20 protein-coding genes are annotated in these 26,944 nt (G+C 64.5%); 6 read left to right on the top strand and 14 right to left on the bottom strand.

Annotated elements, in window-relative coordinates:
- Positions 1-91: 91 nt before the first annotated feature.
- Together dapD and ABD791_RS07265 are read left to right on the top strand one after the other, a co-directional pair.
- Positions 92-1,072, top strand: a complete 981-nt coding sequence (gene dapD / locus ABD791_RS07260; RefSeq protein ID WP_345063969.1) for a 2,3,4,5-tetrahydropyridine-2,6-dicarboxylate N-succinyltransferase — start codon at positions 92-94, stop codon at positions 1,070-1,072.
- A 281-nt stretch (positions 1,073-1,353) separates the two neighbouring features.
- Positions 1,354-4,101, top strand: a complete 2,748-nt coding sequence (locus ABD791_RS07265; protein WP_345063972.1) for a penicillin acylase family protein — start codon at positions 1,354-1,356, stop codon at positions 4,099-4,101.
- A gap of 239 nt (positions 4,102-4,340) precedes the next feature.
- Here the strand turns inward: ABD791_RS07265 and ABD791_RS07270 are convergent, their stop codons facing one another.
- The 5 genes from ABD791_RS07270 to ABD791_RS07290 form a co-directional block, all read right to left on the bottom strand.
- Entirely contained in the window at positions 4,341-5,645 is a 1,305-nt protein-coding gene (locus ABD791_RS07270) for a citrate synthase (protein WP_345063975.1), read from the bottom strand.
- A gap of 225 nt (positions 5,646-5,870) precedes the next feature.
- Positions 5,871-6,971: a succinyldiaminopimelate transaminase gene (gene dapC / locus ABD791_RS07275; RefSeq protein WP_345063978.1), complete on the bottom strand. Its 1,101-nt coding sequence runs from the start codon at positions 6,969-6,971 to the stop codon at positions 5,871-5,873.
- A 14-nt stretch (positions 6,972-6,985) separates the two neighbouring features.
- Positions 6,986-7,309 (bottom strand): ferredoxin, encoded by a 324-nt coding sequence (gene fdxA / locus ABD791_RS07280; RefSeq protein WP_345063980.1) that lies wholly within the window; start codon positions 7,307-7,309, stop codon positions 6,986-6,988.
- A gap of 132 nt (positions 7,310-7,441) precedes the next feature.
- The gene (locus ABD791_RS07285; RefSeq protein ID WP_345063982.1) at positions 7,442-8,413 is read right to left on the bottom strand and encodes a PIG-L deacetylase family protein; all 972 of its coding nucleotides are present in this window, start codon (positions 8,411-8,413) and stop codon (positions 7,442-7,444) included.
- A gap of 41 nt (positions 8,414-8,454) precedes the next feature.
- A complete protein-coding gene (locus ABD791_RS07290; RefSeq protein ID WP_345063985.1) occupies positions 8,455-9,168 on the bottom strand; it encodes a M23 family metallopeptidase in 714 nt (237 codons plus the stop codon).
- Positions 9,169-9,477: 309 nt separating this feature from the next.
- Between ABD791_RS07290 and efeU the strand changes: the two genes are divergently transcribed.
- The 3 genes from efeU to efeB all read left to right on the top strand — a co-directional run bounded on the left by efeU (position 9,478) and on the right by efeB (position 12,980).
- The gene (gene efeU, locus ABD791_RS07295) at positions 9,478-10,335 is read left to right on the top strand and encodes an iron uptake transporter permease EfeU (RefSeq protein ID WP_345063988.1); all 858 of its coding nucleotides are present in this window, start codon (positions 9,478-9,480) and stop codon (positions 10,333-10,335) included.
- A gap of 132 nt (positions 10,336-10,467) precedes the next feature.
- On the top strand, positions 10,468-11,649 hold the full coding sequence (efeO, locus tag ABD791_RS07300; RefSeq protein WP_345063990.1) for an iron uptake system protein EfeO: 1,182 nt from the start codon (positions 10,468-10,470) through the stop codon (positions 11,647-11,649).
- An 8-nt stretch (positions 11,650-11,657) separates the two neighbouring features.
- Positions 11,658-12,980: an iron uptake transporter deferrochelatase/peroxidase subunit gene (efeB, locus tag ABD791_RS07305; protein WP_345063992.1), complete on the top strand. Its 1,323-nt coding sequence runs from the start codon at positions 11,658-11,660 to the stop codon at positions 12,978-12,980.
- Between the two features lie 291 nt (positions 12,981-13,271).
- Here the strand turns inward: efeB and ABD791_RS07310 are convergent, their stop codons facing one another.
- The 3 genes from ABD791_RS07310 to ABD791_RS07320 form a co-directional block, all read right to left on the bottom strand.
- On the bottom strand, positions 13,272-13,715 hold the full coding sequence (locus tag ABD791_RS07310; protein ID WP_345063994.1) for a hypothetical protein: 444 nt from the start codon (positions 13,713-13,715) through the stop codon (positions 13,272-13,274).
- Between the two features lie 128 nt (positions 13,716-13,843).
- A complete protein-coding gene (gene typA, locus ABD791_RS07315) occupies positions 13,844-15,754 on the bottom strand; it encodes a translational GTPase TypA (RefSeq protein WP_345063997.1) in 1,911 nt (636 codons plus the stop codon).
- Positions 15,755-15,959: 205 nt separating this feature from the next.
- Entirely contained in the window at positions 15,960-17,756 is a 1,797-nt protein-coding gene (locus tag ABD791_RS07320) for a dipeptide ABC transporter ATP-binding protein (RefSeq protein ID WP_345064000.1), read from the bottom strand.
- 89 nt (positions 17,757-17,845) lie between these two features.
- Here ABD791_RS07320 and ABD791_RS07325 point away from each other — a divergent pair, with 89 nt between their 5' ends.
- On the top strand, positions 17,846-18,469 hold the full coding sequence (locus ABD791_RS07325; RefSeq protein ID WP_345064003.1) for a PH domain-containing protein: 624 nt from the start codon (positions 17,846-17,848) through the stop codon (positions 18,467-18,469).
- A gap of 17 nt (positions 18,470-18,486) precedes the next feature.
- Here the strand turns inward: ABD791_RS07325 and ABD791_RS07330 are convergent, their stop codons facing one another.
- The 6 genes from ABD791_RS07330 to ABD791_RS07355 all read right to left on the bottom strand — a co-directional run bounded on the left by ABD791_RS07330 (position 18,487) and on the right by ABD791_RS07355 (position 26,879).
- Positions 18,487-19,527: an ABC transporter permease gene (locus ABD791_RS07330; RefSeq protein ID WP_345064006.1), complete on the bottom strand. Its 1,041-nt coding sequence runs from the start codon at positions 19,525-19,527 to the stop codon at positions 18,487-18,489.
- On the bottom strand, positions 19,527-21,065 hold the full coding sequence (locus ABD791_RS07335; RefSeq protein ID WP_345064009.1) for an ABC transporter permease: 1,539 nt from the start codon (positions 21,063-21,065) through the stop codon (positions 19,527-19,529). Before ABD791_RS07335 ends, ABD791_RS07330 begins: the two co-directional genes overlap by 1 nt.
- Before the next feature lie 111 nt (positions 21,066-21,176).
- A complete protein-coding gene (locus ABD791_RS07340; RefSeq protein WP_345064569.1) occupies positions 21,177-22,946 on the bottom strand; it encodes an ABC transporter family substrate-binding protein in 1,770 nt (589 codons plus the stop codon).
- Between the two features lie 321 nt (positions 22,947-23,267).
- Positions 23,268-25,016, bottom strand: a complete 1,749-nt coding sequence (locus tag ABD791_RS07345; protein ID WP_345064012.1) for a dipeptide ABC transporter ATP-binding protein — start codon at positions 25,014-25,016, stop codon at positions 23,268-23,270.
- Positions 25,013-25,960: an ABC transporter permease gene (locus ABD791_RS07350; protein WP_345064016.1), complete on the bottom strand. Its 948-nt coding sequence runs from the start codon at positions 25,958-25,960 to the stop codon at positions 25,013-25,015. Before ABD791_RS07350 ends, ABD791_RS07345 begins: the two co-directional genes overlap by 4 nt.
- Positions 25,950-26,879, bottom strand: a complete 930-nt coding sequence (locus ABD791_RS07355) for an ABC transporter permease (protein WP_345064018.1) — start codon at positions 26,877-26,879, stop codon at positions 25,950-25,952. The genes ABD791_RS07350 and ABD791_RS07355 overlap by 11 nt, the downstream gene beginning before the upstream one ends.
- Between the last annotated feature and the right edge of the window lie 65 nt (positions 26,880-26,944).

The following is a 26,944-nucleotide window of genomic DNA, read 5'->3' on the forward strand; positions in this document are numbered from 1 at the left end:
GCGGCCGGGGCGGCCGGGGTCCTGGCGGCTTCGGACGGGGACGCGGAGGCGCTGGGCGCAGTGTTCTGGGGCACTCTACTAATCTAGAGCTATGGTCACAGCTTCCTCTTCAGGTTCCCCCGTTTCGTCGCACGCCTGGGGGTATGGCCTGGCCACGATCGCCCAGGATTCCACCGTTTTGGACACCTGGTTTCCGTCGCCGCAGCTCGGTGAGCTGCCAGCCGGGCGCGACCGGTGGATCGTTCCGGCCGAACTCGAAGAGCATGCCGGCGACGACGCCAGACGCGCCGTGCGCATCGAGGCCATCACCGTCGAGATCGACCTCACCGAGGCACCGCGCAGCACCTCGGATGCCTACCTTCGGTTGCACCTGCTGTCCCACCTGCTCGTCGCGCCCAACAGCATCAACCTCGACGGCATCTTCGGCCACCTGCCGACCGTCGTCTGGACCAACGCCGGCCCGATGCTGCCGGCCGACTTCGACCGTCTGCGTCCGGCGCTCGTGCGCCACGGCATCCAGGCCAGCAGCGTCGACAAGTTTCCGCCGCTGCTCAACTACGTCACCCCCGACCGCGTGCGCATCGCGGACGCCTCGCGCGTGCGCCTCGGCGCCCACCTGGCCCCCGGCACCACGGTCATGCACGAGGGTTTCGTCAACTTCAACGCCGGAACGCTCGGTGCTTCGATGGTCGAGGGCCGCATCTCGCAGGGTGTTGTCGTGGGCGACGGCGCCGACATCGGCGGCGGTGCGTCGATCATGGGCACGCTCTCTGGCGGCGGAACACAGCGCGTGGCCATCGGCGCCCGGGCGCTGCTCGGTGCGAATTCCGGTGTCGGAATTTCGATCGGCGACGACACAGTGGTGGAGGCCGGACTCTACGTGACGGCCGGCACCAAGGTTGTGCTCCCGGCCGAGCCGCGCACCGCCGATGGCGCACTGCGCACGATCAAGGCCGTCGAGCTCTCGGGCGTGCCGAACCTGCTCTTCCGTCGCAACTCGATCAGCGGTGCGGTTGAAGCGCTGCCGCGCTCGGGTGGCGGCATCGAGTTGAACGAGGCGCTGCACGCCTAACCTGCTGCGCCTCCTCGTAGCCTGCTGCGCCTCCTCGAAGCCTGCTGCGCCTCCGTGCGCCAGAAACCGTTCGGATTGCACTCCTGTCGCCAGAGACCGCTCCGATCGTGCGGCATCCGGCGGCGCGTGCGGTTTCTGCAGCGGTGAGCGGATGCTGAGCGTGCGCCGCTAAGGGCGGCCTTCTGCAGTCGGTGCTCGTTTCGGCAAACTGCGCCTTGCCTCTGCCCCCGTCGTCGGTTCTTCTGTAGTCTCCTTAGACCTGACAATCACGAAGGAGTGATGTGGGAACTGATGTACCGCGCAGCAGGCGCCCCCGGCGGCTCAGGGCGCTGTTCATCACGCTGGGAATCGTACTGAGCCTCGCGCTCATTGCGGCCGGCCTCGGTGTCTGGACGGTGACGCGGTCGTTCCCCACACTGGCCGGCACCCTGAAGCTCGGTGGGCTCGACGGCGACGTCACGGTCTATCGCGACGACGCCGGCATCCCGCAGATCGTCGCATCGAGCGCCGCAGACCTGTTTCTCGCCGAAGGCTATGTGCACGCGCAAGACCGGTTCTGGGAGATGGATTTTCGGCGCCACGTCACGGCCGGGCGATTGTCTGAACTTTTCGGCGAGAGCCAGGTCCCCACCGATACGTTCATTCGAACACTCGGATGGCGCGCCGTGGCCGAACAGGAAGTGAAACTCCTCGACCCCACGACGCTCGGCTACTACACGGCCTATGCCCGCGGAGTCAACGCCTACCTGGCCGACCGTCAGGGCGCAGAACTCTCGCTCGAATACGCCACCCTGGCCCTGCAGAATCCGGGCTACACGCCCGAGCCGTGGACCGCCGCCGACTCGATCGCCTGGCTCAAGGCCATGGCGTGGGACTTGCGTTCCAACCTTGACGAAGAGATCGATCGGGCGCTTCTCCTCCCCACCTTGTCCGACAACGACATGGCGCTGCTGCATCCGGACTACCCGTATGCGACGCATCCCACGATCGTCGGAGGCGCGGCGCCCCAGGCCGAGAGCCAGCCAGCCGCGAATCCAGATCCAGAGGCAGATCCAGAGGCAAATCCAGGGGCAGACTCCGACGCCAACGCCAACGCCGACGCCAACGCCGACTCCGACGCCGACTCGACTGCAGAACGCACCACGTCGCTCGCGCTCAGCACTCCCCTGGCCGATCTGCGCGCCGCCCTGGCGAGCGTTCCAGAGCTGCTCGGCCCCGCCGGCGGCGAGATCGGCTCCAACTCGTGGGTGGTCTCCGGCGAGCACACCGACACCGGCAAGCCGATCCTCGCCAACGACCCGCACCTCGGCGCGGTCATGCCCTCGGTCTGGTACCAGGTCGGGTTGCGCTGTGAGACGGTCAGCGCCGAGTGTCCATTCGACGTGGCTGGCTACAGTTTCTCCGGCCTGCCCGGCGTGATCATCGGCCACAACTCCCGCATCGCCTGGGGGTTCACCAATCTCGGTCCCGATGTCGCAGACCTCTACCTGGAACGGGTCACCGGCGACAGCTACGAGTACGACGGCGCGCTCAAGCCCCTGACCGTACGTGGCGAGAAGATCAAGGTTGCCGGCGGCTCCGACGTCAAGATCGAGATTCGTTCGACCGAACATGGCCCGATCGTCAGCGGGCTGACCCCGGAATTCGGCAGCATCGCAGCGGACTATCCCGACGTCGAAGGCGTTCCCGCGCCCCCGGACATCGCCCCAGCCGCCGACGCAGCAGCCGACGCAGCAGCCGACGCAGCGGCCGCTCCCGATGCCGATGCCGACGCCGACGCCACAACTGACCCCCCGACGACGAGTGCCGAGCTGTCGCTGCAGTGGACGGCCCTCACACCGGGGCGCACGGCATCCGCCATTTTCGCCCTGAACAAGGCGAGCAGCTGGGCCGAATTCCGCGCCGCGGCGTCGCTCTTCGACGTGCCGTCGCAGAACCTCATTTACGCCGATGTCGACGGCAATATCGGCTATCAGGCCCCGGGGCTGATCCCGATTCGAAAGGCGGGTGACGGCACGCTGCCGGTTCCCGGCTGGACGAGTGACTATGGCTGGACCGGTTTCGTGCCGTTCGACGCGATGCCGCAGAGCTACAACCCGCCGAGCGGCTACATCGTCACCGCCAACAACGCGGCCGTCGACGCGGCCTACCCGGCAATGCTCACCCAGGATTGGGATCTCGGCTACCGTGCCGAGCAGATCACCGTGCGATTGCAGGCTCTGCTCGACTCCGGCACGCCGCTCACGACGGCCGACATGAGCAGCATCCAGGCCGACAATTACAGCGCGGCTGCCGCAACGCTCGTGCCGGTGCTGAAGACGTTGACGGTGACGGACGCCACCGCTGACGCCCTGGCCCTGTTCACGAACTGGGACTACACCCTCGACTCCGACAGCGCCGCCGCCGCCTATTTCAGCATCGTCTGGCGCAACCTGCTGGCGGATGTCTTCGACTCGCTTCCCGCCGGAACCGCACTCACCGGGGGCGATCGCTCCTTCGCTATCATCGCAACGTTGCTGGACCGACCCGACGATCCCTGGTGGAACAGCGAGACACTCGGCACCGTCGGACGCGACGACACCCTGGCGAAAGTGCTGGAGAAGGCGTCAACCGAGGGGGTCACGCTGATGGGCGCGAAGCCTGCGCGGTGGACCTGGGGATCGATCCACACGCTTGAGCTGACCAACGCGAGCTTCGGCGAATCGGGCATCGGGCCGATCGAGTGGCTCTTCAACCGCGGGCCGTATGAGGTGGCCGGCGGGTCATCGGTCGTCAACGCGGTGGGATGGGATGCCACCGTTGGCTACACGGTCGACTGGGTGCCGTCAATGCGGCAGGTGGTGAGCTTGGGCGACTTCGACAGCTCAAGCTGGGTGAACCTGACCGGGGCCTCCGGGCACGCGTTCCACCCGAACTACACCGATCAGACGCCGCTCTGGCAGCATCATCAGACTCGGCAGTGGCTGTTCAGCCTGGATGCAGTGAAGAAGGCGGCGACGAACACGCTGACGCTGTCCCCGACTCGGTAGCAGCATCCGCTCTCAGCCATCGCGAACTCTGTGCGACTGTCACACCCCCATTCGACGGAGATATTGCCAAAAACGGGCCCTTTCGGGCCCGAATTGGGCGAATCCGCGAAAATCTCCGTCGAATGGGTATGTGACACGCGTCGAATGGGCGCGTGACACGCGTCGAATGGGTATGTGACACGCGTCGAATGGGCGCGTGACACGCGTCGATTGGGTCGGGGCCGGGTGAGACGAGCGAGTTAGCGCGTCGGGTAGTCCCGCGCCGGCGAACCCACGTACAGCTGCTGCGGGCGACCGATCTTCGTGGCCGGGTCGGTGTTCATCTCGCGCCAGTGGCCGATCCAGCCGGGCAGGCGGCCGATGGCGAACAGAACCGTGAACATCCGTGTCGGAAAGCCCATGGCCTTGTAGATGACGCCGGTGTAGAAGTCGACGTTCGGGTAGAGCTTGCGCTCCTTGAAGTAGTCGTCGTTGAGCGCGTAGTGCTCGAGTTCCATGGCGATGTCGAGCAGGTCGTCCTGCACGCCCAGAGCGGCGAGCACCTCGTGGGCGCTCTCCTTGACGAGCTTGGCGCGCGGGTCGTAGTTCTTGTAGACGCGGTGTCCGAAGCCCATCAGCTTGACGCCGGCCTCTTTGTTCTTGACGCGCTCGACATACTTCGCGACGCCTTCGCCGGAGTCCTTGATGTCCTGGAGCATCGAGAGCACTGCCTCGTTGGCGCCGCCGTGCAGCGGACCGAACAGGGCGTTGATGCCCGCCGAAACGGAGGCGAACAGGTTGGCTTCGGTCGAACCGACCAGGCGCACCGTCGACGTCGACGCGTTCTGCTCGTGGTCCTCGTGCAGCATGAGCAGACGCTCGAGCGCACGGCTGACGACGGGATTGACCTCGTACGGCTCGGCGAGTGTGCCGAAGTTGAGCTTGAGGAAGTTGTCGACGAAGCTCAGTGAGTTGTCGGGGTAGAGGAAGGCTTGACCGATGCTCTTCTTGTGCGAGTAGGCAGCCATCACCGGCAGCTTGGCGAGCAGGCGAACCGTTGAAATCTCGACCTGGGCCGGGTCTTTCGGGCTGAGCGAGTCCTGGTAGTACGTCGACAGGGCCGAGACACCGCTCGACAGCACCGACATGGGGTGCGCGTTGGTCGGGAGCGCGTCGAAGAAACGACGCAGGTCCTCGTGAAGCAGCGTGTGACGACGGATGCGATTGTCGAAGTCTTCGAGTTCGCTCGCGGTCGGCAGCTCGCCGTAGATCAGCAACCAGGCGGTCTCGAGAAAGTTCGAGTTGTGCGCGATCTGCTCGATCGGGTAGCCGCGGTAGCGCAGAATCCCCTGCTCGCCGTCGATGTACGTGATCGCAGAACGCGTCGCTGCGGTGTTCACGAAACCGTAGTCCAGGGTGGTCAGCCCGGTCTGGCGGGTCAGCGTGGAGATGTCGAGGCTGGATGCGCCATCAACGCTTCGCAGGATCGGAAACTCGGCCGTGCCTCCGGGGTACGTGAGCGTTGCCTTCTGCGGCTCGTTGGATGTTGTTCGCTCGTCGCCCACGGGGTCTCCCTGGTAGTAGTGCCCTGTAGAGGCAACCGATTAATTCTCTGGCGATCCGCAGCAAACACTCATGGTGGGTGGCGCGGCAACCGACTACAGCCTAAACCGCTCAGCAGCCTACTGTTGCATCCACCAAGAGCCTGCGGTTTCCTTTAGATATAGTCCACAGTTGCCCGTCGCTGGTCGAGGGGCGCCCGATGGAGTCGGACGCAGCTCGAGACCCGACTACGCGCGCAGACGCTCCGCCGCAGCGGCGATCCGCTCGTCAGTCGCGGTCAGTGAGAACCGCACGTGCTCCGGGTAGAAACTGCCGTAGAACGGGCCAGGACCGGCCAGGATGCCCCGCTCGGCCAGTTCGGCGATCGTCTGCCAGGCGTCAGCGCCCCTGGTCGCCCAGAGATAGAGGCCGGCCTCGCTGTTGTCGATGCGAAAGCCGGCGTCCTGCAGCGCGGGAAGCAGCACAGCGCGTCGGGCCCGGTAGAGCTCCTTCTGTGCGGCGACGTGCGCGTCGTCGCCGAGGGCGACGACCATGGCGGCCTGCAGAGGGGCGGGAAGCATCAAGCCGGCATGCTTGCGCACGGTGAGCACCCGATTGATCAGCGAGCCGCAGCCGGCTACGAAGGCCGCCCGGTAGCCGGCGAGGTTCGACTGCTTGCTCAGCGAATAGATGGCCAGAATGTTGTGGCGGCTGCCGTCGGTCACACGCGGGTCGAGGATGCTCGGAATCGGTTCGGCGTCCCAGGGCGCGTCCCAGCCGAGCTCGGCATAACACTCGTCGCTGACGATCACGGCGTCGAGCTCTCGCGCACGCGCCACTGCGGTGCGCAACTCAACGACCGACAGCACCCGGCCGTCGGGGTTGCCAGGGCTGTTCAGCCAGATCAGTTTCGTCGAGGCCGGCCATTCGGCCGGATCGTCGGAGGCGAGCGCGGTGGCGCCGGCGATAGCGGCGCCGATCTCATAGGTCGGGTAGGCCGCGCGCGGGTGCACGATGGTGTCGCCCTCGCCGATCCCGAGCATGAACGGCAACAGCGCCACGAGTTCTTTCGAGCCGATCGTCGGCAGCACGTTCTTCGCAGAGAGTCCGACGACGCCGCGACGACGCGCGTACCAGTCGATGATGGCCTGCTGCAGAGCCGGCGTGCCGACGGTTTGCGGGTAGGCGTGGGCATCCGTCGCCTCGGCGAGTGCCTGCCTGATCAGCGCAGGCGTCGGGTCGACCGGCGAACCGATCGACAGGTCGACGATCCCACCGAAGTGGGCCCGTGCCGTCGCGGCGAACGGGGCCATCTGGTCCCACGGGTAGTCAGGAAGCTGCTTCAGCATGAAAAGCCGGCGCGCTAGTGCTGAACCTGCGGCGGCAGCACGGCGATCACCGGGTGGTCCTTGGGGATCACGCCGATCTTGGCTGCTCCACCGGGGGAACCGATGTCGTCAAAGAACTCGACGTTCGCCTTGTAGTAGTCAGCCCACTGTTCAGGAAGATCGTCTTCGTAGTAAATAGCCTCGACAGGGCAAACCGGCTCACATGCACCGCAGTCGACACATTCGTCGGGGTGGATGTAGAGCGAACGTTCACCCTCGTAGATGCAATCGACCGGGCATTCATCGATGCAGGCACGGTCTTTCACGTCGACACAGGGAAGAGCAATGACATACGTCACGGTGGTGAGATTCCCTTCACGAGCTGGATATCCAGTCTATGCCTCGAAGGAGGGTCTACCTTGAACTCTCCGCAGCCCGGGCGCGGCTCAGAGCGGCTCAGCCCGGCTCAGCTCAGCGCGACTCAGCGCGGCTCAGCGCTTGGCCGGCAGTTTCGGCCAGGCGATGACGAGTGCGGCGACGAGGGTCGGCACGATCGTCCAGATCATTCCGCTCATGCCCTCCGGGATGAGAACCGAGCCACCCGTGCTGCGCAGGGAGAACAGAAAAATCGAGCCGAGCATCCCGATCGCACACAACAAGACCATCAGCCTGTCGTGCAGAACCATGCGCAGGCCGATCAGCAGAGCGGATGTCGCCACCAGCGCGAGAATCAACCCGTAGGGAATCTCCAGGGAGCCGATCGTGATCGTCGCCTGGTGCGCCAGGGTTCCGAGCAGGCCGAACAGACCACCGAGAACCAAGGCGAGCACTCCCCCACCGACACGTTCGAGCGGCGACGATGACGCGGAGGCGGTCGGGATGCCCGCAACTGGCGCCGCGCCGATCTGCACGAACGCTTCAGTTCCGCTGACGGCGAGCAGCGTGCCGTCAGGCTGCCTCACGGCGTGGTCGATCACCGACCAGCGGCCGGGATAGGCGGCGAGTGCCCGGAGTTTCGTGTCGATCTGGTCACTGACATCGATCGCGGTCACTCGTTGATTGACGTCGGCCGCGACCCGTCGGCTCAGAAAGACCGGAGTGCCCGTCTTCTCGGCCGCCAGCAGACTTGCGGATTTCAACCGATCGTCGTCGGTGCCGATCACGACGGCGGTCGCTCGCATTTCGGTGAGCATGTCGACGAGAAGCAGATCGAGATCGCGGTCTTCGTCTTCGATCGACCGGCCGGATGCGGCGGGCACGATCATCCAGTCGTTGACGTCGAGTTCGGTGAGGGCCGCGCGTGTCGCCGACGGATCCTCGGTGCCGGCCTGACCGAAGAGCACCGCGACGGCCGACCCCTCTGAACGCAGCCGGGCGATGGTTCCGCCGGTCATCAGCGATTCATCGCCGGGGCGAGCAAGAACAAAGACGACGCGCTCGTCGCTGCCGGACATGACCATCACACCCGAAGCCTAGTCGGCGGGCCCTGGCAACAGGGTGTGGCCTAGCCGGCGTGCTGGGTCAGCCAGGCGTCTGGGTCGAAGCGCACGCCGTCGGCATAGAACAGCTCGAGGTGCAGGTGCGGTCCGGTTGCTTGACCGGTACTGCCGACGAGGCCGACGAGCTGGCCGGCCGTCACGCTTTCGCCGACCGAGACCCCGCGGGAACCGAGTTGCATGTGCGCATAGAGGGCGGTCACCGTCTGCCCGTCCACAACCGATTCGATCTCGACATAAGCGCCGTATCCGCCACCGTCGTCGGTCGAGGTGATCACCACGCCATCGGCGATCGAACCGATGGAGGCGCCGTCGCCGGCATTCATGTCGAGGCCGTCGTGAACGCTCGAGCATCCGGCACAGGGTGCGCTGCGCGGGCCGAAGCCGTCACTGATGCGAACCGCTTGCGGGAACGGCCAACGCACGCTACCGCCGACAGCGGCAGCCGGAGCTGCCGCGGCTACCGGAGCAGCCACCTCGGCAACAGGTGCCGGCGGTGGCGGAGCGGCCTCCGCACTGTAGCCATCACGCACGATGGTCGCCCCGTCATAGCCTGCAAGCGCAACGCTCTGCACTCCGACCGTCTCGGCCCTGATCTCTGACGTCGTCGACAGCGGCAGGGCCAACGTCGTCGCGGCAGCCTCTGACGCCGAAAGCGCCGTTGCCGGAAGCGACGGGGCCAAGGTCAGCGATCCGACGACGACCATTCCGACCCCGGTCAAAACCGCGGACGTGAGGGTGGGAGAAAACCGTGGAGCGCGACGAGCGGAAGAACGGGCAGTATGAAAAAGAGGCATAAAGTTTCGGGTTCATCGGCTGCCGTTCGGCATCCTGGGTTCGGGCAATAAGTGAGCCACGCTAGCCCGGCAACCTCCGTAGAACCGGCACAGCACCCGTGCATCACCCGAGTGAGAGCACACGCGCTTGCTCGCGCACGCTCTCGAAAAGTGGACAGCCCCGAATCCACCGGTTACAGTTAGCCTGTAAGGTTAGCCTTACCATCCCCCCAGCAAACATTCCCAGGAAGCCCCGTGCTCGCAAACTATCTGATCGGCCTGCGCGAAGGTCTCGAAGCCGCACTCATCGTCACGATCTTGATCACGTACATCGTCAAGATCGATCGCAAAGATGTTCTGCCGCGTATCTGGGCCGGCGTCGGACTTGCCGTACTTCTCGCCCTGGGCATCGGCGCTCTTCTCACTTTCGGCACCTATGGCCTCACCTTCGAGGCGCAGGAGACCATCGGCGGCTTGCTCTCGATCATCGCAACGGGCCTCGTCACCTGGATGGTGTTCTGGATGCTGCGCACGGCCCGTGACCTCAAGGGCCACCTGCACGGCAACATTGACAAGCACCTCATCGGCTCGGGCCTCGGCCTCGTCTTCGTCGCATTTCTCGCCGTCGGCCGCGAGGGCATTGAGACGGCACTCTTCATCTGGGCGGCGGTTCAGGCAACCGGCGAGACCACCCTTCCACTCCTCGGCGCCGCACTCGGCATCGTGACGGCAGTCGTTCTCGGCTGGTTCGTCTACAAGGGCATGCTCCGCATCAACCTGTCGAAATTCTTCACCTGGACCGGCGCCATCCTGATCGTCGTTGCTGCGGGAGTCCTCTCCTATGGCGTGCACGACCTGCAGGAGGCCGGGGTTCTTCCCGGGCTGAACAACCTGGCCTTCGACGTGAGCGGCATCATCCCGCCCGGCAGCTGGTACGGAACCCTGCTCAAGGGAACGGTCAACTTCTCGCCAGCCACCACTTGGCTTGAGCTGACGGTTTGGACCCTGTATTTGGTTCCCACGATGACGCTGTTCATCGTGAAGAGCCGCGCCGGCCGCCCCGCACCACGCGTGGCGGCACAGAACGCACCGAAGGTTCCGGCATCCGTCTGATTCGTGTCGACCCGCATGTGTGTCGACCCACGCCAGCGGATGCCGCGGCCGAGCTTCACCCCGCACTCACCCCCTGAAACCCTCAGCACCCCACTGCCCAACAGCCCCACAGCCCAACAGCCGGAGAAACCCTTGAGAAATCGCGCCATTTTGTTCGCTGCACCGCTCGCTGCGGCCACCCTTCTGCTGTCAGGCTGCGTGGCGAACACGACCGCAGCCGAGGACGGCTCCGGCCTCACCGTCAGCTCGACCGCGAGCGATTGCGCCGTGTCGGCGAACACCGCGGCCAGTGGCACGCTCTCGTTCAGCGTCTCGAACGCAACGGATGAGGTCAGCGAGTTCTACCTCTTGGCCGAAGACGGTCTCCGCATCGTCGGTGAGGTCGAGAATGTCGGCCCCGGCGTGACTCGCACCCTGGTCGTGCGCGCTCAGCCGGGCAACTACTTCACCGTGTGCAAGCCGGGCATGGTCGGCGACGGCGTCGGCAAGACCGCATTCACCGTCACCGGCGCCGCGGTGGCGCTCGAGGGCAACGAGCAGGAACAGATTGACGCCGCGGCCACCAACTACGTCGCCTACATCAAGGACCAGGTCGGCCAGCTGGTCACCGGCACTCAGACGTTCCTCGACGCCTACCTCGCCGGCGACGACGAGACGGCACGCGCCCTCTACCCGACCACCCGCGCCAGCTACGAGCGCATCGAGCCGGTCGCCGAGTCGTTCGGTGACCTCGACCCCGAGATCGACTTCCGTGAGGCAGACGTTGCCGAAGGCGACGAGTGGACCGGCTGGCACCGCATCGAGAAAGATCTCTTTCCGCCGGCAGCCGCAGACAACGGTGGTGCGGAATACGTCGCCCTGACGTCCGACGAGCGCACCTACTACGCCGACAAGCTCACCGCCAACACGCAGGAGCTCTACGACGCCGTGCACGACGCCGACTACAGCGTCACCATCGACTCCATCTCGAATGGTGCCATCGGCCTGCTCGAAGAGGTTGCGAGCGGCAAGATCACCGGAGAAGAAGAGATCTGGTCGCACACCGACCTCTGGGACTTCCAGGCCAACCTCGAAGGCGCCCGCGTGGCCTACGAGGGCGTTCGCGACATCGTCAAGGAGAAGGATGCCGACCTCGTCAGCACCCTCGACACCCGGTTCGACAGCCTCGAGAAGCAGCTCGCGACCTACGGCACGCTCGACACCGGCTTCACCTACTACAACGAGCTCTCGACCGCACAGGTCAAGGACCTCGCCGACGGCGTGAACGCCCTGAGCGAACCGCTCAGCACGCTCACCGCCGTTCTGGTTGGCTAGTACCTGAAATGACCGACGACCAGACCCCGGCGACACCCACGCAGCCCACCGACCCCACGCCGACGAGGCCGACGCTGTCTCGGCGGGGTCTGTTCGGCCTGGCCGGGGTCGGCGTCGGTGCGGGTCTGGTCGGGGTCGCGGCCGGCGTGGCCGGCGACCGCGCGGTCAGTGCCGCCACGAGTCACACAAGCGCGTCGACGGTCTATCCGTTCTACGGCCCGCACCAGGCCGGAATCACCACTCCGGCCCAGGACCGCCTGCACTTCGCCAGCTTCGACGTGGGCGATATCAGCCGCGACGAGCTCATAGAACTCCTGACCGACTGGACGGTCGCAGCAGCGCGGATGACGACCGGCGGCTCAGCCGGCACGTACGGCCCGGCGAGCGGCCCGTATGACGCTCCCCCTGACGACACCGGCGAGGCGCTCGACCTGCCGGCGTCCGGCCTCACCATCACGTTCGGGTTCGGACCCAGTCTCTTCACCACGGCTGCCGGTGTCGACCGTTTCGGCATCGCGTCCCGGCGGCCGGCCGCCCTCGTCGACCTCCCGCACTTTCAGGCGGATGCCCTCGTCGAAGCCCAGACCGGGGGCGATCTGTGCATCCAGGCCTGCAGCGACGACCCCCAGGTGGCCGTGCACGCCATCCGCAATCTCTCCCGCATCGCGTTCGGCCGGGCCTCCATCCGCTGGTCGCAGTTGGGCTTCGGGCGCACCTCGTCGACGAGCCGCTCGCAGGTCACCCCCCGCAACCTCTTCGGGTTCAAGGACGGCACGGCCAACGTGAAGTCCGAAGACACGAAGGTGGTCGACGAACACATCTGGGCCAATGCGGCCGACGGCGCCGCTTGGATGGCCGGCGGCTCGTATCTCGTGGCCCGGCGCATCCGCATGACGATTGAGACCTGGGATCGCACCGCGCTTCGCGAGCAGGAGAACATCATCGGGCGCACGAAGGGCGAGGGTGAACCGCTCTCCGGCGGCACCGAATTCACCGAGCCGAACTTCGCGATGAAGGGGAGAGACGACGCACCGATCATTCCGGTCGACTCCCATGTCGCGCTGTCTCATCCCGACCAGAACGACGGCGCGGTGCTGCTGCGCCGCGGCTACAACTTTGTCGATGGCAATGACGATCTCGGCCGTTTGAACGCCGGACTGTTCTTCATCGCCTTCCAGCGCGATCCGCGCACGCAGTTCATTCCGATCCAGAAGCGGCTCGCGGCCAACGACACGATGAACGAGTACGTGCGCCATGTCGGATCCGGCATCTTTGCAGTGCCGGCCGGCGTGACCAAGGGCTCATTCGTCGGGGCAGAGCTCTTCGCCTAGTCGCCCACGCTGGCCTCTCGTTGGTCGAGGAGCAGGCTCGCTGGCGCTCGCTCCTCGACCAACGAGATGGGGCACCACGCGGGTCGGATGCCGCCACGCGGGTCGGGCACCGCCCCTCCCAGAAGCCGATTCCGCGTCACGCTAGTCGGGCGCCGCTACGCGGGTGGGCGCCAACGCGCGCAGCGGCACCCGACCAGCGCAGCGACAGCCGCGGCCGATACCGCCGACCTCTGCGCGGGCATCCGCCTCGGGAACAGGCTGAAGAGCTCAGCCGCCGCCAGAAATCGCCGACTACTTCGCAGAGAGCGGCGTCACCGTGTAGATGACCCCGTCGGCGTTGCCCGCCACGAGCACCGTGTAGTTGTCGTTCTTCAGTGCAGCGGCACCGTTCCCGCCTGACGAACCGCTGGCATCAGCGACGAACCCTGCAGCTTCAAGCTGCGCCGTCGCGTCGGCAACCGGGTCCGCCGCCGCCGACTTGATGGTCACGACCCAGCCGGTCTGGCCGTCGGCGCTATTGCCGGCGCCCAGCAGGATTTCTCCGTCGATCACCGGGACTTCTTCTGGCCAGCCCTTCGGCAGCGCTCCGCCGAGGCTCACCTTGCCGTCTGAAGCTTGCTGCACCGCACCGTTGACCAACCCACCGACGCTGGAGCATCCGCTCAACACCGGGGCGGCAGACAAGGCAAGCACGAGAGCGAGAGGGATGCCGATGGCCGGTCGAATTCTGGTCATGGTTCTCTTCTTTCGTCGTGAGGTCAGCGCGAGGTCGATCCGAAGGGTCTCATCACGTGCGTCCAGTTAAACACAGCAGCCCCTCCCGAACCTGGGAGGGGCTGCTGTCAACAATCAGCGAAAAGCTGTTAGTTGGCGTCCTGCTTCTTCAAACGCGAGGTGTTGCGCGCACGAGCCTGAGCGGCGAGCTCAACCTTGCGGATACGCACGACCTCTGGCGTGACCTCGACGCACTCGTCTTCGCGAGCGAACTCGAGGCACTGCTCGAGCGTGAGCTGCTTCGACGGGGTCATCGACTCAAACGTGTCGGAGGTGGACTGACGCATGTTGGTCAGCTTCTTTTCCTTGGTGATGTTCACGTCCATGTCGTCGGCGCGCGAGTTCTCGCCGATGACCATGCCTTCGTAAACCTCTTCGGTGGGCTGCACGAAGAACGACATGCGCTCCTGCAGAGCGATGATGGCGAACGGGGTGACAACACCTGAGCGGTCAGCAACGATCGAGCCGTTGTTGCGCGTGTTGATGGTGCCGGCCCAGGGCTCGTAACCGTGCGAGATCGCGTTGGCGATACCGGTACCACGCGTGGTGGTGAGGAACTCGGTGCGGAAGCCGATGAGCCCACGCGACGGAACGATGAACTCCATGCGAACCCAGCCGGTGCCGTGGTTCGCCATGTTCTCCATGCGACCCTTGCGGGCGGCGAGGAGCTGAGTGATGCCACCGAGGTACTCTTCCGGGGCGTCGATCGTGAGGTGCTCGAACGGCTCGTGAACCTTGCCGTCGACCTTCTTGACAACAACCTGCGGCTTGCCGACGGTCAGCTCGAAGCCTTCGCGACGCATCTGCTCGACCAGGATGGCGAGAGCGAGCTCGCCACGTCCCTGAACTTCCCAGGCGTCGGGGCGTCCGATGTCGAGAACCTTGAGCGAGACGTTACCGACGAGCTCCTTGTCCAGACGGTCCTTGACCATGCGGGCGGTGAGCTTGTGGCCCTTGACCTTGCCGATGAGCGGCGAGGTGTTGGTTCCGATGGTCATCGAGATGGCCGGGTCGTCAACCGTGATGGTCGGCAGCGGGCGCGGGTCTTCCGGGTCAGCCAGGGTCTCACCGATGGTGATGTCGGCGAAACCGGCAACGGCAACGATGTCGCCGGGGCCGGCGCTTTCGGCCGGGTAGCGGTCGAGAGCCTTGGTGATCATCAGCTCGGTGACGCGCACGTTGTGCACGGATCCGTCGTGCTTGATCCAGGCCACGGTCTGACCCTTTTTGATGGTGCCCTGGAAGATGCGCAGCAGCGCGAGGCGACCGAGGAACGGCGAGGAGTCGAGGTTGGTGACCCACGCCTGCAGCGGGTGCTCGTCGTCGTAGACCGGAGCCGGGATGTGCTCGAGGATCGCTTCGAAGAGCGGCTCGAGGTCATCGTTGTCTGGCAGCTCGCCGTTGGCGGGCTGGGTGAGGCTTGCGGCGCCGTTACGGCCAGAGGCGTAGACGACCGGCACGTTGAGCACCAGGTCGAGGTCTAGGTCGGGAACGTCGTCAGCCATGTCGCTGGCGAGACCGAGGAGGAGGTCCTGGCTTTCGCTGACGACCTCTTCGATGCGCGCATCCGGACGGTCGGTCTTGTTGACCAACAGAATGACGGGCAGCTTGGCTTCGAGCGCCTTGCGCAGCACGAAGCGGGTCTGCGGCAGCGGGCCCTCACTGGCGTCGACGAGCAGAACAACGCCGTCAACCATTGACAGGCCGCGCTCGACCTCGCCACCGAAGTCGGCGTGGCCGGGGGTGTCGATCACGTTGATGGTGATCGGGCCGTCGGTGGCGTGCTTGCCCTTGTACGAGATCGCCGTGTTCTTGGCGAGGATCGTGATGCCCTTTTCGCGCTCGAGCTCGTTGGAGTCCATTGCACGCTCTTCGAGGTGCGCGTGCTCGGCGAAGGAGTCCGTCTGGCGAAGCATCGCGTCAACGAGCGTGGTCTTGCCGTGGTCAACGTGGGCAACGATAGCTACGTTTCGAAGGTTATTGCGCGTGGCAATCGCCATAAAAGAGTTCCTCACAAAGAATTGCTGCCGCAAAATGTCGCGTGCGACTAAGAATGGAAGTGTGGCCAGAAGGTGGCCCGACTGACAATCTTACCGCACGGTTCCTGAATATTCGCGCGGAGCTCGCAGAAGTGGTAGGCACTGCAGCGCTTGGCCCTGATGGCTAGCCACTGCAGCGCCCGGTGCCTCGGCACCGGGCGCAGAACTACGAGGTTCTGTCACCGACCGCACGCAACTCCTGACGGAGCAGACGACGCTCGCGCTGTTTGGCCGGGTCGGGCAGCGGCACCGCGGCGAGCAAACGCTGGGTGTACGCCTCCTTCGGGTTGCGCAGGATCTCGTCTCTGGTTCCGGTCTCGACAAGTTTGCCGTGGTGCATCACCGCAATCCGGTCGGCCAGCACATCGATGACCGCCAGGTCGTGGGTGATGAACAGACAGGCGAAGTTCATCTCTTTCTGCAGTGCTTGCAAGAGCACGAGAACACGCGCTTGCACCGAGACGTCCAGAGCGCTGGTCGGCTCATCGGCCACGAGCACCTGCGGTCCCAGCGCCAACGCCCGCGCGATGCCGACCCGCTGCTTCTGCCCGCCGGAAAGCTCGTGCGGGTACCGACTGCGGTAGCTGCGCGGCAATTCGACGCTGTCGAGCAGACGCTCGACCTCGGCGTTCAGCGCTGCCCCGGCAAACCGTTTCGCCAACAGCAGCGGCTCGCCGATGCTGGCACCGATCGGCAATCGTGGGTTGAGGGAGGAAGACGGGTCTTGAAAAACGATTCCGACGTTCTTGTGCAACCGACGGATGTCCTCGCGGCCGGCGTGCGAAAGGTCCTCACCGGCGACGACCAACCGCCCCTCTGTGATGGGTAGCAACCCGATCGCCGCACGCCCCAGCGTGGTCTTGCCCGAGCCGGACTCCCCCACGAGACCGACCACCTCGCCCTCCCTGATGCGGAGGTTGATGCCGTCTGCGGCGCGGAATGCCTGCACATGGCCGCTCTTGGGGTATTCGATCGCGACATTGTCGAACTCGACGACGACACGGCGGGTGTCGACCGCGTCGACCTGTGCGGCGACTTCCGCCAGACGCTCATTGATCTCGACGCGAACAGCGAAGTCGACACTGGTCTCGAGTTCACTCCCGATGGCCAGCGAGGCAGTGGTGTCGATCTCCTCATTGTCGCGCTGCCCCAGAAACGGAACGGCCTGGAGCAGGGCGATCGTGTACGGATGCTGCGGCGCCGCAAAGATCTGTTCGCTCGTGCCGGCCTCGACGATCACTCCCTTGCGCATGACCGCGATGTGGTCGGCCAGGTCGGCGACCACGCCCATGTCGTGGGTGATCAGCAGAATGGCGCTGTCGAGGCGGTCACGCAGGTTGCGCAACAGGTCGAGAATCTCGGCCTGCACCGTGACATCCAGTGCAGTGGTCGGCTCGTCGGCGATCAGCAGCTTGGGGTCGCAGGAGATCGATTGGGCGATCATCGCGCGTTGCAGCTGCCCGCCGGAGAGCTGGTGCGGGTACGACCTGAAGGCCTTCAGCGGGTCAGGGAGTTCCACCATCTCCAGGAGTTGCAACGCGCGCTCCTTGGCTTGGCTCGGCGACATGCCGAAGTGCAGACGCAGCGTCTCCACGATCTGGAATCCGATCGTGTACACCGGGTTGAGCGCGGTCATCGGCTCCTGAAAGATGACGGCCACCTGACGGCCGCGCACCTTGCGCATCTGTGCAGGGCTGAGGCCGCGAAGCTCACGCCCGTCAAGCTTGACGCTGCCCGAAATTCGGCTGTTCTGCGGCAAGAGGTCGAGCACGGCCATCGAGCTCGCGCTCTTGCCAGAACCTGACTCCCCCACGATCGCCAGCACCTCGCGCGGTTGGATCGAATACGTGAGTTTCGACGCAGCGGGAATCCAAAAGCCGTCGACGCCGAAATCGACGCTGAGGTCGGTGACCTCCAAGACGGGGTGTCCCGTCCTTGTCTCGGTCAGGAGGGTGTCGGTCATGAGTGTGTGCTCCCTTTCACGTCGTGCGCTGGTGCGCCAGACGCCGTCGTGCATTTCCGCACAGCTCCGGATGCTGTCAGCATAGAAAAATGCAGACCACTATCCCCGGAGACCGCGTCGAGATCGCTTCGCGCTTCAATCGCTTGCTTGCCGTCTGTGTGTGGGTGATTGCCGCTCTGATCGCGGGAAGCCTGTTCTTCGTCGGACCAGGAGCTCCGTTGCTCACCCTGATCCCCGCCGCGTTCTTCAGCCTTCTGGCGTGGGAGGCCCTGTGGCGCCCGTACACCGCCGTCACCGACGAGGGCGTCGAGCTGCGCAACGTCTTTCGCACGATCCGCATCCCCTGGGCTGCCCTCATCAACGTTGACACGAAGTACGCGCTGACTCTGTACACCCCTGGCCACAAATACGTGGCCTGGTCGGCCCCCGCTCCCGGCCATGTGACAAGCCTGCGCAACTCGCGATCGACCGGCTCCGAATCCCAAGCCGGGCTGTCGGCATCCGCCGAAGTGCGCCCCGGAGATCTCATCAACACCGAATCCGGTCAGGCCGCCGCTGTGGTGCGCAGCCGGTGGACCCGCCTGCGTGACCTCGGCTTGGTCGAAGCCGGAGTCGCCGATGAGACCGCGGTTGTGATCACTCGCCACACCCTGATCATTGTCGTGTTGAGCGTGCTGGCCCTGGCCACCATGGTGGCGTCGCTCAGCAGCTAGGAAGCGTGGCGCAACGGTCATACCTGCTCCTCCTCTGGCTCGAGCAGCTGCTCCTGCATCAGTCTCAGCTTGAACCGGCGGTGCCGCGGGTCGAAGGCGTCGCGCAGGCCGTCGCCGACGAAGTTCACCAACAGCGCCAAGGCCACGATGAAGAATCCGGGCCACCAGAACAACCAGGGCCGGGTTTGGAATGCCGACTGGTTCGAGCTGATCAGCAAACCCAGCGACACATCGGGTGCGCGGATTCCGAACCCCAGAAAGCTCAGCGCCGTCTCCAACAGAATTGCGGAGGCCATGATCAGCGTCGAGGAGACGATGACCACGCCCATGGCGTTCGGCAGGATGTGCGTGAAGATGATGCGCCGGTCAGAAGCACCGGCGACCCGAGCTGCCTCCACGAATGGCCGTTCTCTCAACGAGAGGAATTCACCGCGCACCAGGCGGGCGATCCCCATCCAGGAGAAGAGGCCGAGCATCAGGGACAAGAGAAACGCCCCGAGGTTGCCGGCGAAGTAGCCGACCACCGAACCGACCACGAGGGCCGGGATGACGATGAACACATCGGTGATGCGCATGAGAATCGCATCAACTCGGCCCCGGTAGTAACCGGCGATGGCCCCGACGACGACGCCGAGAACGCTGGCGATACCGCCCAGAACGACCATGACGAGCGCGGAGTTCTGGATTCCTCGCATTGTCATGGCGAAGTAGTCCTTGCCGATGCGGTTCTGCCCGAACGGATGCTCCCCGAGCGTGATGCCGGATCCCCCGAGCCAGGTCGGAATCAGGCTGAGAGTGGGCGCCCCGTTGTTGACCTGAGGGTTCAGCGCGGTATAGCTGTACTTCCACCACCCGGGGATGGGGCCGAGCCCGATCGCCGAGATTGCGAACAGAATGATGACGACCGCCAGCACGCCGGAGGTCACCGCGATTCTATTTCCGCGGAAGCGCCGCCAGATAAGGCGGCCCTGACTCTCCGGGGCTTTTGCCGCCGGTACGGTGCCCTCGCCGTTTCCACGGCCATTGCCGTTGCCGTTCACGTGCGTGTCGAGTGCCATTATCGAACCCTCACCCTCGGGTCAAGGCTGGCATACGCCAGGTCAGCCAAGAAGTTGAACAGGATCGCCATCGTGGCGATCACCAAGAAGTAGCCCATCACCGGGTTGAGATCGCCGCGCCGAAGCCCAGTGCTGAACAGCAGCCCCATTCCGGGAATCGCGAACACGGTTTCGGTGATGATCGCCCCACCGAGCAGCGCGCCCACGTCGAAGGCGATCAGGGTGGTGATGGGGATGAGCACGTTGCGAAAGGCGTGGCGCACGATGACGGTGCGTTCCGGGAGCCCCTTGGCACGCGCGGTGCGGATGTAATCCTGGTTCAGCACCTCCAGCATCCCGGCCCGTGAATACCGGGTATAGCCGGCGAAGGAGATGAGCAGAAGCGTGATCGTCGGCAGCAGCAGGTGGGTGAAACTGTCGATCCCGCTGATCCAGAAATCTCCGCCCAGGTTCGGTGTGACCGAGCCGACCGTTGCGATCGGACGTCCGTTGATCTGGCTTTCCGCCAGGTAGGCGGGCCAGGACTGCATAAAGCGGTCGAGCAGAATGAGCGCCGCCGAGAGCACAGCCGTCAGCACGCCGACTCGCATGTTCTGTCCCCGGTCATAGCCGCCCACGAGATATCCGCTGAGCAGTCCGACCGCCACGGTGACGAGCCCGAGAATGGCGATCGTCCCAAAACTGGAGATATCAAGGAGCGGCTGCAAAGCGAAGTAGCAGATCACGGCAATCGCCGCGTTGATCCCCGCCGTCAGCACTGCCCGGCGTTGGCGGATGCCGGCCACGAGGGCGGCGACGCCCACAGCGATCGCCGCGACGAGCACGACCATGGCCACCGGCCCGATTCCCGGGGTCATGAACCATCCGGTGGCGGACATGAACCAGAGCAGCAGCGACGTGCTGGCGCCCGAGACCACAAACACCGCGAGGCGTTGCCGACGTGCTCCGCCGATGAGGGACTGCCAAATTGCTCCGACGACCACACCGATCCCGAGCGCCCAGAACGCCGATACCACCGGATCACGGAGGAAGTTGTTGAAGGAGATCGCGACGAACTCTTTGAGCAGCACCGCGACCAGGAACGCCGGGAGCGAGTAGAGAAAGAAGCTGATGAAGGTCATCGTGTTGTCGAGGCCGCTGTACTGACGCAGGGCGGTCACGATGCCGATCGTGATTCCAAAGATGATGGCAAGCAGTAGCGCCAGGGTGACGAGCTGCACCGTCGAACTCAAAGCATTCGGCAAGAGGTCGATGACCTGTGCGTTGGCGACTGTCGGCCCGAGATTGCACGCGTTGGCGAAGGGGATCAGACACCCGGCAACGCCGCCGAGCCACATGACCCATCGCAGCGGAGGCGGAACCTCAAGGTTGAGAAGCTGGATCCTGGCTGTGATCAGCTGATCTTTGTTGGCCGCGCTGCTGCTGCGCAGATCCTCGAGCGGATCGACAGAGAACGCCACAAGCATGTACATCAGAAACGATGCGGCAAGAAGAATGAGAATGGAGACGAGAACTCGTCTCAGAATGAAACTCGCCATTGATGGGTTACCTCACTGGAGCGGTGGGTGATCACTGCGGGGCGGTCTCTGCCCGCAGTCGCGAAAGCCGGTCCTCGCGCCCTAAGACGCGAGGACCGGCTGATGTCGCGATTACTTGATTGACCACTCCCAGAAGTTCCAGAACGGTCCGGTCTGGTTGCCCATGAACTTCACGCCGTCGATCTTGCTGCTGGTTCCGAAGATGCCGGGCAGCTGGAACAGCGGCAGTCCATACGCGTCGCCGAAGGTCTGCTTGTCGATCTGCAGCTGCAGGTCGAGAAGCTTGTCCTTGTCGAGAGTCGACTGAGTCTCGATGGCCAGGTCACCGGTTCCGGCGTAGTTGTTGTAGTTACCACCGCTGCCGACCGGTCCGAAGATCTGCGGGATACCGGAGGTTCCGGCACCGGGTGCGATCCAACCGAACAACACTGCATCGTACGAGCCGTCGCCGAGCTTCTTGCTCCAGTCCGGTGAACCGGCATCGACAATCTTGAAGCCGGCCTCGGTGGCCGAGGCGAGAATCGCCTGGTACTCGTCGACCCGGTTCGGGTTGGTGGTGTTGTACATCAGCTTGACCTCGGGGGTCTTGCCGGCCAGCAGCGCCTTGGCACCTTCGATGTCAACGTCGCCGTAGGCGCTGGATCCGTTGTTCTTGACGGTGTCTGCGTACTCGGCCTGGTTCGGCAGGAAGAGCTGCGAGTCGAGCACCTTCGCGTCGGGGTTGACCGGGGTCACGATCGCGTCGAGGATCTGCTGGCGCGGGATGGTCTTCAGGAACGCCTCGCGCACACTCTTGTCGGCGAAGACACCGTCGGTGCTGAAGGTCAGGTCGAGGTGGTCGTATGAGACCTGGTCGCCGGACAGGATCGTGGCGTTGGCGTTCTTGAGGGCCGCGAGAGTGTCCGCAGAGGCCTGCGGGTTGATGATGTCCACCTCGCCGTTCTGCAAGGCCGTCACCTGGGCGTTGGCGTCACCGATGATGCGCATGACGATCTTGTCGACCTTCGGTGTCAGGCCGGCCGCATAGTGCTCGTTGCGCGTCATGGTGAGCGACTGGCCAGGGGTCCAGGCAGACAGCACGAACGGTCCGCTGGCCACGAGCAGGTCGGGGTCGGTCGGGAACGCGGTGACGTCATAGCCGGTGTTGACGAAGTCAGCAGCCTTCTTGAAGTCGGCGTTCGGCGTGGCCGGTGCTGTCGGGTCACCCTTCGGCAAGCTCGCGATGAGCTTGGTCAGGTCGGCTGCCGAGGCGAGTCCGGCCTTCTTGGCCACGATGTGGGCCGGCTGGGCGATCGGGTTGACCAGCTCCCAGTCGACGTAAGGCTTGGAATAGACCAGTTCGATCGACTCGTTGTCGTCGCCCACCGTCGGGTAGGCAGTGGTGTCGACGCCGGCCGTGCTGGCGGCGATCGAGAAGTATTGGTTGCCGCTGGAGACCTCGCCGCTGGCGGGGTCGATGGTGGCGTCGTCGTAGTAGCCAGACGCGATCGCCCAGGCCAACACCATGTCGTCGGCCGTGATCGGCTCGCCGTCAGACCACTTCAAATCTTTATTGAGGGTGTACTTGACCGTCAACGGGTCGTCAGAGGTCTTCTCCATCGTGCCGAACTTGTCGTCGTGAACGATCTTGAATTCGTTGTCGATGTACTGGAACCCGGTGCCGTACGAACCGTTCAGGTATCCGACCTGGCCGTTCGTGTCGAGGTTGCCCTGGGGGGTCTGCGAGTTCAGCGATGTGAACTCATTGACGACAGCGACTGTCGCCGTTCCCCCTGCTGCAGCCGTCGGCTCGGTCTTTGGTGCGGTAGTGCAGCCGGACAGCGAGAGTGCTGCTACCCCGGCGATGGCGATCGCAGTGACCGCCAAACGAGCCTTTCCCATAATGCGCACAGTTCCTCCTCGTAAGAGAGCGTGACGCCAGGCGCAACGAGTGCACCTGGCGTTCGATTACAGATGACCCTAGTTTCAACGGCGCGAAATTGACCCCAACCGGGGGCCAATCGTTACCAAGCAGTGACGTGGACGCCGCATTGTTGCGCCTCTTCGACAAAAGAAGCAACAAACGGCCACCTGGTTACGGTGAAACGCTACAAAGCGCCCAAGTCTGTGGTAAAAGGCACCGCGCCGTCCCCCTCAACGCCGCTGGGCGGCACCACGATGTGGTGCCGCCCAGCGGTTTCAGATGACTCTTTTGAGCGCGGCTTAGCGCCCGAACTCGAAGTTGCCACCGGGGATGGCGGCGAGGAGTTCCTGCGTGTAGATCTGCTGCGGGTTGTCGAAGACCTCGTCGGTCGTCGCCGCCTCGATGATCGAGCCCTTCTTCATCACGCAGACGTTGTCTGCGATCAACCGCACGACCGCGAGGTCGTGGGTGATGAAGAGGTAGGTAAGACCGAGTTCGCTCTGCAGTTCGGTGAGCAGGTTCAGAACCTGACCCTGCACCAACACATCGAGCGCCGAAACCGCCTCGTCCAGCACGAGCACGTCGGGCTTCAACGCCAGGGCGCGCGCCACGGCGATGCGCTGACGCTGCCCGCCAGACAACTCGCTCGGGTAGCGGTACCGGGTGGATGCCGGCAATGACACCTGGTCGAGCAACTCGAGTACGCGCGCCTGGCGTTCCTTCGCCGTGCCGACGCGGTGCGCCAGCAGCGGTTCAGCAATGGTGTTTCCCACGTTGTACTGCGGGTCAAGTGAGCCGTACGGGTCTTGGAAGACCGGCTGCACGCGACGACGGAACTTCAGCAGGTCTGCACCCTTGAGCCCGGCGACATCCTGACCGTCGAATTCGATGCGGCCGCTGGTGACGCTCTCCAGCTGCAGAATCATCTTCGCGACCGTGGACTTGCCCGACCCGGATTCGCCGACGATAGCCGTCGTGGTGCCGCGCTGAATGCCGAACGAGACATCGTCGACCGCCTGCAGCTCCTTGTATTTGAATCCCTGCTGGCGAATGCGGTAGGTCTTGGAGACCGACTGCACCGAGATCAGGTCGGCTGCAGGGGCCGACTCCTCGCGCGAGGCCGCGCGAGCGATCAAGGTCTCGTCGAGTGAGCCTTCACCGAAGATGGCCGGGTCGATGGCGCCAGCGCTCTTCGCCGTCTGGATGCGACGCGAGGCCAGGCTCGGTGCCGCAGAAACCAGCCGCTGAGTGTACGGATGCTTCGGGTTGGCCAGGATCTCCTGTGACGGTCCCGACTCGACGACCTTGCCCTTGTACATCACCACGAGCTGTTCGGCACGTTCCGCGGCCAGGCCGAGGTCGTGCGTGATGAACAGCACCGAGGTGCCGTAGTCGCGGGTGAGGGTGCCCAAGTGATCGAGGATCTGCCGCTGCACTGTGACGTCGAGCGCGCTCGTCGGCTCGTCGGCGATGAGCAGCTTCGGACGCGAAGACAGGCCGATCCCGATCAGCACCCGCTGGCGCATGCCGCCGGAGAACTGGTGCGGGTACTGCTTGAGTCGTTCGGCAGCATCGCTGAGGCCGGCCTCCTGCAGAACCTGAATGGCGCGCAGACGCACATCCTTGCCCTGGGCGACGTTGTTTGCCCTGATCGCCTCTTCAACCTGGAAGCCAATGTTCCAGACCGGGTTGAGATTCGACATCGGGTCCTGCGGCACGTAGCCGATCAGGCGACCACGCACATCCTGAATCTCTTTCGGAGACAGTTTGGTCAGGTCGCGACCTTCGAAGAGAATCTGACCGCCGGTCACCTGCCCGGTGCCGGGAAGCAGGTCGATGATCGACTGTGCGGTCGTTGACTTGCCAGAGCCCGACTCCCCCACGATGGCGAGCGTCTGACCGGCGTAGAGAGTGATGTCGACACCGCGCACGGCGGGCACCAGCCCACGCTGCGTGCGGAAGCCGACCTCAAGGTTGCGGATCTGCAGGAGAGGTGAGTTCGAGGTGTCAATTTCTTGACCCTTGGTTTCGTTGAGCAGAAGTGTCATCGTCGGGCCCTCGCCGCCGGGTCAAGAGCGTCGCGAACCACGTCGCCCAACATCAGAAATGAAAGCACTGTGATCGACAGCGCCGCAGACGGGTAGAGCAGGATCTGCGGGTTCGTGCGAATCGATGTCTGTGCCTGAGAAATGTCGTTGCCCCAGGACATGACACTCCCCGGCAATCCGATGCCCAGGAACGACAGGGTCGCCTCGGCGACGATGAACGTTCCGAGCGAGATGGTCGCGACCACGATCACCGGGGCGATCGAGTTCGGAACCACGTGCCTGAGGAGGATACGGAACTTTGACACCCCGAGGGCTGTCGAGGCCATCACGTAGTCGGAGTTGCGTGCGCTCAAGACCGCTCCACGCATGATGCGAGCGATCTGCGGCCAAGCGAAGACCGCCAACACCAACGCCACGGTGACCGGCGTGCGCTCCGGCAGCACCGACATCAGAACGATCGCACCGAGCACGGTGGGGATCGCGAAGAAGATGTCGCCGATGCGCGAGACGAACGTGTCAAGGAACCCGCCGTAGAACCCGGCCAGTGCTCCGACGATCACACCGGTGATCGTCACGAGCAGCGTGGCCAGCACACCGACAATGACCGAGGCCTGAGCCCCAAAGATGATCCGCGAGTAGACGTCACAACCCTGGCGGGTGAATCCGAGCGGATGCCCGGCCTCCGGCCCCCCGTTGCTGTTGGCCAGCTGGCAGCTGGTCGGCGAGACCTGGGCGAACAGCCCGGGGAACGCGGCCACGACCAGGATCAAAACGATCAGGGCCGACGAGATCCAGAAGGAGGGACGCCGACGCATCGAATCCCAGGCATCCGCCCAGGTGCTGCGGGCTTTCTCGGAATCGTCAAGACGGTCGATCGGAGCGATCGGCGTGTCTTCGAGTGGCGCGACGTAGTGTTCCTGGGATCGGTAGTTTCTATTTTGCATAGCGGATCCTTGGGTCAAGCAGTGCGTAGAGCAGGTCGACGAGCAGGTTCGCCACGACGAAGATGATGACCATCACCGCAATGAACGACACAACCGTCGGGCCTTCGCCGAGCTTCACTGCTCGGAAGACGGTGCCGCCCACTCCGTTGATATTGAAGATTCCCTCTGTCACGATCGCACCGACCATCAGCGAACCCAGGTCAACACCCAAGAACGTCACGACGGGTACGAGCGAGTTGCGCAACACGTGCACGGTCACCACGCGGGGGCGGGAGAGGCCCTTCGCCGTTGCGGTGCGCACGAAGTCGGCGTTGAGGTTGTCAGACACACTCGCGCGGGTGAGCCGCACGATGTAGGCGAACGAGACGGATGCGAGCACGATGGCCGGCAGGATGAGCTCGCTGTATGGCGCATCACCACTGACTGTCGTTCTGGCCCAGCCGAGCTGAATGCCGAAAACGAATTGCAGCACGAAACCGATGACGAACGTCGGCACCGAGATGAGCAGCAGGCTGACGACGAGCGCACTCGCATCGAACCATTTGCCCTTGCGGAGACCGGCGATCAGACCGATGGTGATGCCGGCTACTGCCTCGAAGAACAGGGCAAGAGTCGCAAGTCGCAGCGTAATCGGGAAGGCCGAAGCCATCACGTCGGAGACTGCGCGGCCGGAATACGTGGTTCCGAGGTCGCCCTGGAAGAACCCGCCGATGTACAGCAGGTACTGAACGATGAACGGCTTGTCGAGGTTGTACTGGGCCCTGATCGATTCGATCACATTGGGGGCCGGGGGGTGGTCGCCGTAGAGCGCGGCGATCGGGTCGCCCGGCAGCGAGAACACCATGAAGTAGATCAGGAAAGTCGCGCCGAAGAAGACGGGAATCATCTGGAGAATACGTTTGCCGGTGTACCACAGCATCAGCATCCTCCGTAGTTTGGAAGGAGCATAGAGGTCACAATCGCTGAATGAGACAGGTCAGCCTG

The organism is Glaciibacter kafniensis (genome assembly GCF_039538945.1).
Taxonomy (GTDB): domain Bacteria; phylum Actinomycetota; class Actinomycetes; order Actinomycetales; family Microbacteriaceae; genus Cryobacterium; species Cryobacterium kafniensis.